Here is a 2,996-nt window from a genome sequence, read left to right as displayed (position 1 = left end):
TGGGCCTGGCGCGCTATTTCCGCAAGCGGGCGAAGGGCCTGGGCCAGCAGGCCGTGGCGCTGCTGCTCTCGCCGGTCATCGTCTGTACGGCGATCATCCGGCCGATGCTCTGGCGCCTGCGCGGCCGCGCCGCCTGAGTCTGGTCAGGCCGCGGACGGGAACAGGCCGGCCCGGCTGACCGAAGCGGCGATGGGTTTGTCCAGCACGCCCGACATCCACTGGGCCGTCTCGATCAGGGCGGCGATGTCGTAGCCGGTCTCGAACCCGGCGCGCTCCAGCATGTAGACCAGATCCTCGGTGCCGATGTTGCCGGTCGCGGCCGGCGCGAACGGGCAGCCGCCCAGGCCGCCGCAACTGGCGTCCAGGATGTCGATCCCGGCCTCCACCCCGGCATACGCGTTGGCCAGGCCGGTGTTGCGGGTGTCGTGGAAGTGCAGGCGCAGGGGGATGTCGCCGATCACCGCCTTCACCGCCTCGACGCGGGCGCGGACCATCCAGGGATCGGCGACGCCGATGGTGTCGGCCAGGGCGATCTCGTCGACCTTGGCGGCGGCGGCCTCGCGGGCCAGGGAAACCACGCGGTCCTGCGGCACCTCGCCGTCGAACGGGCAGCCGAAGGCGGTCGAGAAGGTGACGGAGATCGGGGGGCCGCCCTCCGCAGCCTTGCGCTGGGCGATGGCGTGCATGGCGGCGATCTGTTCGTCCACGGTGGCGCCCTGGTTGCGCACCCCGAAGCCGTCGGATGAGCAGACCACGACATTGGCCTCGTCGCAGCCGGCGGCGACCGCGCGGTCCCAGCCGCGCATGTTCAGCACCAGGCCGATGCGCGAGAGGCCGGAGCCCGCGGGCAGGGCGGCCATGATCTCCTCGGCCCCGGCCATCTGCGGCACGCGGTTGGGATTGACGAACGAGACCACCTCCATCCGCCGGGCGCCGGCGGCCTGAAGCCGCCCGATGAACTCCAGCTTTTGGGCCACGTCCAGGATGGCCTTTTCGTTCTGCAGCCCGTCGCGCGGGCCGACCTCGACGATTTCGATGAAGCGGGTCATGGGGATTGAGATGGGACCGGCGCGTAGATCCGTAAAGTCGTTTCGTCGCCGTTGGAGTAATCCAGGCCCTCGATCTTGCCGACTTCGCGCGCCTTGACGCCGCTGCGCCGCAGGGCGGCCTCGAACTCGGCCTGCTCGCGGCCTTCGACCACGGCCGGCCGCTCGTCGGCCAGGGCGGCGATCGCCTCGGGCACGTCGCCCAGGTCGGTCGGGGTGCCGAGCGCGAAGACCAGGCTGGGCTCGGCATAGCCGGCGACGGCGACCGGCGGCGGCACGATGCCTTGGCGCGGCAGGAGGCGGGCGGCCTCCAGCGCCCGCTCGGTCCGCTTCGACAGCCACAGCGGATCGAGCCGCGGCGCCAGCAGGCCGGCCAGGGCCCCGTGGCCGAGGATGGTGAGAGCGCAGGCGGCGGCCAGGCCCGTCAGGGCATCGCGCCGCCAGGTGAGCCAGCCGCCGGCCAGCCCCGCCGCGGCCAGCAGCAGCGCGGTCAGGATCGCGGCCGGCAGGTCGGTCGGGTCGCCGTACTCGCCATAGAGGTAGATCACCGCCGTCCCCAGCACGACGCCGACGAAGGCGCAAAGTCCGATCCCCAGCCAGCGGGCCAGCGCGCCCAGCGGCGGCCGCATCACCGCGGCCGCCATCAGCCAGGCGAAGGCGCCGTAGGTCGGCAAGGTGTAGTGAACGAGCTTGGTCGGCGTCGCCTCGAAGACGATGAAGGCCGGGACCAGCCAGCAGACCGCGAACCGCACCCCCGGCTCGTCGCGGCCACGCCAGGCGAGCGCCAGGGCCGCAGGCAGCAGCAGGGTTCCGGGGAAGATCAGCAGCGGCGTCAGCAGGGTGTGATAGCCGGGCGGGGCGCCGTGGCTTTCCTGGCCGCCGACCAGCTTGGGCGCGAAATCGGCGCCGAAGGCGGTGGTCCAGAAGCCGCCGTCGGTGGCGACCGTCACCGCCGCCGCCCAGGGGCCGATGATCGCGGCCATCAGGATCAGGCCCCAGATCCAGCCCAGGTCCTTCAGCCAGGGCGCCTTGCGCTCCCAGGCCCAGAGGCCGAGCGCGGTCAAGGTCACGACCATCAGCCCGACCGGTCCCTTTACCAGGATCGAGACCGACAGGCCCAGCCAGAACAGCAGCCGTGTCAGCCGCCCGGCCGGCGGGCCGTCGCGCGAGGCCGCATAGAGGCGGGCCAGCGCCGCCAGCGCCAGGGTGGTGGTCCCGGCCAGCACGGCGTCGGTCTTGGCGATGAAGGCCTCGGTCGAGAGCAGGAAGGTCGAGCCGAGGATCGCCCCGGCGACCAGCCCGGTCGGCCCGCCGAAGAACGCCGCTGCGCCCCAGGCGCAGGCCGCCGCCGCCAGCATCGCCCCCAGCAGGGAGGGCAGGCGATAGGCCCAGATCTCGCGGTCGGCGGCGTCGGAGGTCAGGGCCACGCTGGCCGCCTGCAGCCAGTGGATGCCCACCGGCTTCTTGAACCGCGGCTGCTCCTGGAACTTGATGACGACGAAGTCGCCGGTCTCCAGCATCTGGGCCGTGGCCTGGGCGAAACGGCTCTCGTCGCGGTCCAGTGGCGGCATGGCGAAGACGCCGGGAAGCCCGGCCAGGAAAGCGATCAGGGCCGCGATCGCCGGCGCGCGCCAACCCCGGCTGAACCGGTCCAGATAGGCCTGAAGACTCATGGCCACGTTGATAGCATTCGCGCGGCGAATTTTCCGCTATGGAGGGGCATGGCCAAATCAACGCCCGACATTTCCGTGGTCGTCCCCGTGTTCGACGAGGAGGGCGCGGCGCCCGACCTCGCCCGCGAGATCGCCGCCGCCTTCGCCGGCCGCGACTACGAGATGATCTTCGTCGACGACAAGAGCCGCGATGACACCCGCGCTGTCCTGACCGCGTTGAAGGCCGAGATCCCCCAGCTTCGCGTGCTGGGCCATACGAAGAACTCCGGCCAGAGCC

The 2,996-nt window shown here is 71.9% G+C and carries 3 protein-coding genes; 1 reads left to right on the top strand and 2 read right to left on the bottom strand.

Annotated elements, in window-relative coordinates; genetic code table 11:
- Nucleotides 1–143 precede the first annotated feature (143 nt).
- Together ACE3TL_RS16795 and ACE3TL_RS16790 are read right to left on the bottom strand one after the other, a co-directional pair.
- Nucleotides 144–1,049 carry a hydroxymethylglutaryl-CoA lyase gene (locus ACE3TL_RS16795; RefSeq protein ID WP_374579802.1) on the bottom strand — a complete coding sequence of 302 codons (906 nt, stop codon included), beginning with the start codon at nucleotides 1,047–1,049 and terminating at the stop codon, nucleotides 144–146.
- Nucleotides 1,046–2,719 (bottom strand): ArnT family glycosyltransferase, encoded by a 1,674-nt coding sequence (locus ACE3TL_RS16790; protein ID WP_374579803.1) that lies wholly within the window; start codon nucleotides 2,717–2,719, stop codon nucleotides 1,046–1,048. Before ACE3TL_RS16790 ends, ACE3TL_RS16795 begins: the two co-directional genes overlap by 4 nt.
- Nucleotides 2,720–2,767: 48 nt before the next feature.
- Between ACE3TL_RS16790 and ACE3TL_RS16785 the strand changes: the two genes are divergently transcribed.
- A partial coding sequence (locus tag ACE3TL_RS16785; RefSeq protein ID WP_374579801.1) for a glycosyltransferase family 2 protein occupies nucleotides 2,768–2,996 on the top strand: 229 nt, incomplete at its 3' end.

It is taken from the genome of Phenylobacterium sp. (assembly GCF_041920015.1).
GTDB lineage: Bacteria > Pseudomonadota > Alphaproteobacteria > Caulobacterales > Caulobacteraceae > Phenylobacterium.
Note: the sequence above shows the minus strand (reverse complement) of the source record. Positions and strands in the feature narration are given on the sequence as shown.